The sequence below is a fragment of the Flavilitoribacter nigricans DSM 23189 = NBRC 102662 genome, from assembly GCF_002646595.1.
Taxonomy (GTDB): Bacteria; Bacteroidota; Bacteroidia; order Chitinophagales; family Saprospiraceae; genus Flavilitoribacter; species Flavilitoribacter nigricans.
Genome location: NZ_PDUD01000045.1, coordinates 101,549 through 108,046 on the forward strand (window position 1 = coordinate 101,549; position 6,498 = coordinate 108,046).

Below are 6,498 nucleotides of genomic sequence, written 5' to 3' on the forward strand. Positions count from 1 at the left end.
GTGCCTATCTAATAGGAAACACTCACCGCTTCCACATAATGATCGGCCCCAATCCGGCATCCAGCAGCGCTTGGTTGTAGGCTTTCACCTCCGTATCCTTCAATTGCAGGGCTTCCGATTTGAGCGCTGCCCAGCGGTCATCCAGCACCTGGAGGCGTTCGAGTACCGGCCGGGTGACGATGGGGATCTGGTCGTCGATCTGCCCGCGCAGGAACAGGTATTCAGCCGATAATTTATTGGGAAAGTTGATCACGTCATCATAGCTCCGGGACTTACGCTGGATGATCTCGCCGTCCCAGGTGGTGATCTTATCCACCAGGTCCCGCCCCCGTTTCACCAGTTCCTGGTACGCCTCTTTGCTTTCCAGACGATCCGTTACATCCTTAATCTGCTGCTTCATATCTCCCAGCTCGTTCACCATGGTGTGCATTTCGTTGACGGCCTTTGCGGTCGCCTGCAGGATCTCGTGCTGCTGCTGGTAAAGCGCATCGTCTACCTCGATATTTGGATTGGACAGTATTTCAAAAGATGTGCTTTCCGTGTTGTCGTCGACCCGTAATTCCAGACTATAGCTGCCGGGTATGGCTTTATGGCCCCGGTAACTGCCCTCAATATAAGCCTGGGGCGCATCCTGCAGGGTCGGATAGCGCATATTCCAAACGAAGCGATTCAGTCCGGCCTTTTTGGAAAGCGTAGGATCCGGAGCGGGCGAACCCGGGTAACCCTGGTAATCGGGATCTTTTTGTGTAGAGAACTTTCTCACCAGATCACCTGCGGCATCACGGATGATGAGTTCCACCCTGGACGAATCAGCCAGGTCCGGCAACTGGTAATAAATGACCACGCCGGTAGGTGGATTTACTCCTCCCTGATCCGACTTGCCGTCGCCACCGTTGCTGTCCATTTCACTCCCCCCGCCAACACGGTAGCTCGGTTCGGGCTGATACAGCACGACCCCTTCCCGGGAGGCGTTGTACTGCCGGATGGGGTCCAGATTGTCCAATACCCAGAAAGACCGGCCCTGGGTAGCGGCGATCAGATCATCGTGCCGCTGGATCAGGTCGGTGATGGGTACAATAGGAAGATTAAGTTGAAAAGGCGTCCAGTTTCGGCCACCGTTATAGGAAATGTACAGCCCCAGTTCGGTGCCTGCGTATAAGAGGTCTTTTCGGGATTGATCCTCCCGTACCACCCGCGTGTAGGCACCATCCGGAATACCGTCGCTGATCTTGGTCCAGCTTTCGCCGTAATTCGTGGTTTTGTAAAGTCCCGGCGCAAAGTCATTAAACTTGTAACGGGTTGTAGCGATATAAGCCGTGCCCGGATCGTGGGGAGATACCTCGATGGCATTGATCAGACACTCCTGGAGGCCCCGCGGCGTTACATTATCCCAGTGCGCTCCATTATCCAGGGTCAGACTGACCAGACCGTCGTCACTGCCGGCCCAGATCACGCCCGCCTGGTGGGGTGATTCTACCACGTAGCTCAGGGTACCGTAATTTTCTCCGCCGGCGCCTTCGTTGGTGTAAGGGCCACCGCCTTTACCCTGCTTTTCAATTTCATTCCGGGTCAGATCGGGCGAGACTTCCTGCCAGCTATTGCCCAGATCCTGGGTCTTCAGCAGAATGTTCCCTCCGTGGTAAAAGGTATTCGGTTCGTGTTGGGACCAGATTATCGGCGCGTTCCAGTTGAAGCGGTATTTCATATCCTTCGGGTCCATCGCCAGATACTGGATAGGGGAGGACATGATCCGGGTGCCGTCTCCGACCTGGTTGTCGAGCGCCTCGATCGCACCCTGATAACTGCCCCCGAGTACATAGCGGGGATTGTCCGGATCGAAAGCCAGAAAGGCACTCTCCCCACCGGCCGATATATTCCAGTCCCGTTCCGAAATGCCGTAGCTGTTGGTGGTCCGGCTCGCGATCACTACGGAAGAATTGTCCTGTTGCCCTCCGTAGATCCGGTAGGGAAACCGGTTATCGACATTGACGCGGTAGAACTGGGCAGTGGGCATATTATCCTGAGTCGACCAGCTATTCCCCTGATTGAAGCTGATCGCCGCTCCACCGTCATTGGAGATCACCAGGTGTTTATTATTGTCGGGATCGATCCAGAGATCGTGGTAGTCGCCGTGGGTGCCCCCAAGTGTAGTCCAGCTTTTACCTCCGTCAATGGACTTCAGGGCCGGAGCGTTCAGCACATACACTATATGCTCGTTCTGCGGATCGGCAAATACTTCAATATAATACCAGGCCCGCTGCACCAGTCGGTGGTCTTTGCTGACCCGGCTCCAGCTCGCACCTCCGTCTTCGGAAGCGAAAAGCCCACCCTGTTCTTTTTCCGTATCGCTTTCGACCAGCGCGTATACTTTTTCCGGATTGGCCCGGCTAACCGAAACACTCATTTTGCCCAGTTCTTCCGGTAATCCGTTCTCTATTTGTTCCCAGTTTTCGCCTCCGTCTGTGGATTTATACAAGCCACTTCCCGGACCGCCACTGATCACCTTCCAGGGCAAACGCTGGTGCTCCCACATGACCGCATAAAGGACCTGCGGATTGTGCATATCCATAGAGATATCCGCACAGCCCGTCCGGGCATCCACATAAAGGACTTTTTTCCAGCTTTTGCCGCCGTCTTCACTTTTGTATACCCCGCGTTCCTCGTTCGGTCCGTTCAGTGCCCCCTGGGCGGCTACGTAAACGATGTTCGGATCCTGCGGATGAATAGCGATCCCGGCGATCTGCCGCGTCAGTTCGAGCCCCATTTTCGTCCAGCTCTTGCCCGCATCGTAGGACTTGTACACGCCATCTCCGTAGGAAGTCATTACCCCACGTACAGCGTGCTCGCCCATTCCCACATAAACGATCCGAGGATCACTTTCGGAAACGGCAACCGCTCCCACCGAACCGGTCTGAAAATAGCCGTCGGATATATTCGCCCAATGCTGGCCGGCGTCTTCTGTTTTCCAAAGTCCGCCACCGGTAGTGCCCATATAAACCGTCAGGGGATCACCGACAACTCCGGAAGAACCCACGGAACGACCGCCGCGGAAAGGCCCGATATTGCGCCATTTCACGGGTTGAAAATAATCACTCAGGCTGTTTTCGGTGTCCGGCTGTGCGTTGCGCTGCCCGCTAACGGAGACCAAAAGGCCCAGCATCAGCAGGGAAAGAAAGATATGTCTCATACTAGTCTTTGATTTGAAACCGTAGATGGTTGGCACCAAAGATAGCTATTTGACTTATCTCATCCGCACCACCTTTATACTTTTCACTTCCCGGCCGGAACGGATGCGTAGGAAGTAGATCCCGGCGGGAAGATCCAGACCTTCCCAGGAGCGCTGATAGTTTCCTGCCGCCTGGAGGCCGGAGGGTATCAACTGCCGCTCCACGCGCCCCGTCAGATCCAGTAGCTGGATCTCCAGAGCGGTATCTTCTTCCAATTTGTAATCAAGCACCAAACGGTCCCGGAATGGATTCGGATGGATGTGGAAAATGCTTTGACCGTTCCCGGAGGTCATTTCTATTTTGTTGGTTCCCGGAAGCGGAGCAATAAACGCTTCAGGATCCGGACAGAAACCGATCCGGGCGTTGAAATCACTGCCCGGCTGGGCGTGGAATCCGGCGGTCAGATGGACCGCCTCGCCGGAGATCAGGGTAACGGAAGAGTCCGTTGCGACGGTACCGTTGGCCGTGATCAGTCCGCTGGCCAGATAAGCGCCCGAATGGATATCGCCGGTGAAGTCCAGGGTAGAAAATTCTTCCAGAACGGTAAGATGCAGATTGACCGTACTATCGCATCCGTTACTGGCGATAAATGTCTCGCTATAGATCCCGGAGACGGTCAGCACCTGCCCTACAAAGTTATAGCTCTCCCCGGCGCAGATCTCTTCGTAAATGTCCACCTCATCGGTAGGCAGGACGGAAAGGTTCAGTTCGACCAGGCTGTCGCATCCGTTCGCTGCGGTAAAAGTCTCCTGATAGGTTCCCGATATATCTAGCATCAAGTCACCGAACTCATAGGTATCACCCGCACAAATAACTGCGGATATCATTTCACTGAGCTCCGGCAACACCGTCAGTTGCAGGGTGACGATACTGTCACAGCCATTCTCAGCGACCAGTACATTTACATAGGTGCCCATTACGGTCAGATTATTTCCACCAAAAGCATAACTCTCTCCCGCACAGATCTCTGCTTCCAGTTCCGTATTTTTCTGATCCAGCGTGGTGGTCACGATCACGGTACTGTCACAGCCGTATTGACTGGTCAGCGTGAGTGTCTCCTCCCCTACTTCCTCCGGCAGACAGGTGGTCTGCTGAATGTAGGTCGTATCCAGGGCACCGATCGTAAATGCCGGGCTGATCAGTTCCTCTCCGCCGGGAAGGGCATCCGCCAGGCGAATAACAGCCTGCTCGCTCCCGGCCTGCGATGCGGGAATGAAATAGCTGTAAGTCCCCATATCTTCCAGCACATTTTCGGCAATCAGATCGTAATTACTACCGCCATCCAGCGAAAGCGAAATATTGATAAAATCAATATCGGAAGTCGTTTGCCAGTTAATCTGGAGGTTCTCCCCCGCACAATAAACACTCTGAGCAAACGGAAGCAACTGGAAAAGACAGGGAGACTCATAATCCGCCAGTAGGGCGCTGAAAATATTATCCCCAAAGGTCCCTTCCAGGGAGCCACTGATCCCGTTGTTTCCTTTGCCACTGAGCGGCGTATCACCACCGGTTCCCGGATTCCCGACCGAGGAGGCGTTCGTTTCAATGGTTACTTGATCGCGTACGATGGTGCTGCCGTTGGCGTAAATGTGCACCACCGAGCCGCCATTACCACCGGCACCACCACCGCTACTCCCACCACGGCCACCGTTACCGCCATCTCCACCGGGGCCGGTATCGCTGGTGCCCAGTCCTCCATCCCCGCCGGCTCCTCCCGGCTGGCCAAGCGCACCGTTGCCGCCATTGCCCCCGTCGCCACCACTTCCTCCCGACAACAGTACCATTTTTAGTCCCAGATCGGAGTTGATCGCAAAAACACCAAAGCTGCTGCCGCCATGTTCGCCGCCCTGACCGACCGTTTCGCAACGCACTCCGCCGGCGCCACCGCCACCGCCACTGGCCCCTTTATCATCCGTTCCCGTATCGCAGCCGCCGGAGCCGCCACCGCCGCCGCCACCGCCGCCATTCGAGCCGAGCCCGCCAGAGCCGGATGTACCAGTGTTCCAGAAATTACTTGCAAGCGTACCATTATTAGTCGCCCTTAACCCACCGGAACCGTGATCGGTAAGGCCCTGTTCACCATTTTGTCCGGCACTGCAAACCGGCCCACCCAGACCGCGGCTCCCCAGGCCACTGCCCTGATTGCCCGATCCGTCGGTACCGTTACCACCGGCAGTGGCATCGCAATTGGAGCAGAAGCCGAAACTACAGGAAGTATCCATACTTCCACCGTCGCCACCGTCGCCGCCTTTATAACTATTGCCTATGAGCGTATTTACACCTCCGGCACCGCCCGGTTCACGAGTGGTATTGCAGGAGGAGGTGAAACTTGCTGCGTCCTCTCCCGGCGCACCATTCGGAGCGGGAGTTTGGGTCGCATTAGTGGCCGAAGTGCCCGCCGTTCCGTCTGAGGCCGGGCCGCCTTCTATATCACAATGCTGAATGTGGAGATTGCTGCTGTTCAATACATAGACCGCGTAGGAACTCATGCCCGAGCCGCCGGCTGTAGGTCCTTTGATAATGAAATCGGACACAATGGTCTGGGTAGTGATACTGGCGGCCTTTAGGGTCATCCACTGTCCATCGGGATTGTAAAGGGCTCCTTCCAGAGTGGTCTTGTCGTTGACGCCTTTGGTCCAACCGGAACCGGCATCAAATCCGCCCCATAGATTGATCCCGTCGGCCAGGACCACCACTTCGGTAAAGATCCCCAGCCCGACCCGAACATCGCTTAGGCCGTCCGTCTGGGCCCGGCCAATGCCGTAATTGACCGTTCTGCAGGGAGCCTGCGGACTACCGCAGGAGCCATTGTCCACTCCGCTAATTGCCACGTGGATGGCCGCATCACAGGCGTATTGGGCCTGGAGCAAATTCAAACTTAGGAACAGGAAAAATAACAGAGGTACCAGTCTTATCATGATCTCGTGATAAAAAGTGAAAAAGATGATGGGATGAAAGAGAGAAAAGCGCTACGAGCTCAATAAGTTTCACTGGTATTACAGATAGTGAAATATAGTGCATTTAAAATTTATATACAAAAATTCCCGGTTGAATGTGAGAATTTGGAAAGGTGACTTTGGTGAGGGGGAGACTTTGGTGATGGGGTGACTTGGGGAGAGGGAGACCTGGAGATGGGGAGATGGGGTGACCTATGGAATTCCTCATCATATTAGACAGTTGAATTCGGTTAGTTGCTATCTTTAAACAACAAATCGAATTATGGCAAAATTACGAAAACGCTTTACTAAGGCCGAGCGCCTGGAAATTGTTA

At 54.8% G+C, this 6,498-nt stretch carries 2 protein-coding genes; both read right to left on the reverse strand.

All coding sequences use genetic code 11. From position 1 onward, the window contains the following. Window positions 1–22 precede the first annotated feature (22 nt). Window positions 23–3,187, reverse strand: a complete 3,165-nt coding sequence (locus CRP01_RS34210) for a WD40/YVTN/BNR-like repeat-containing protein (protein ID WP_099154585.1) — start codon at window positions 3,185–3,187, stop codon at window positions 23–25. A 54-nt stretch (window positions 3,188–3,241) separates the two neighbouring features. After that, window positions 3,242–6,145 (reverse strand): T9SS type A sorting domain-containing protein, encoded by a 2,904-nt coding sequence (locus tag CRP01_RS34215; RefSeq protein ID WP_143473658.1) that lies wholly within the window; start codon window positions 6,143–6,145, stop codon window positions 3,242–3,244. Between the last annotated feature and the right edge of the window lie 353 nt (window positions 6,146–6,498).

What these genes read in the sequence shown, in the direction of transcription:
- CRP01_RS34210 (WP_099154585.1), bottom strand. Translation starts at nt 3,187, where the DNA reads ATGAGACATATCTTTCTTTCCCTGCTGATGCTGGGCCTTTTGGTCTCC.
- CRP01_RS34215 (WP_143473658.1), bottom strand. Translation starts at nt 6,145, where the DNA reads ATGATAAGACTGGTACCTCTGTTATTTTTCCTGTTCCTAAGTTTGAAT.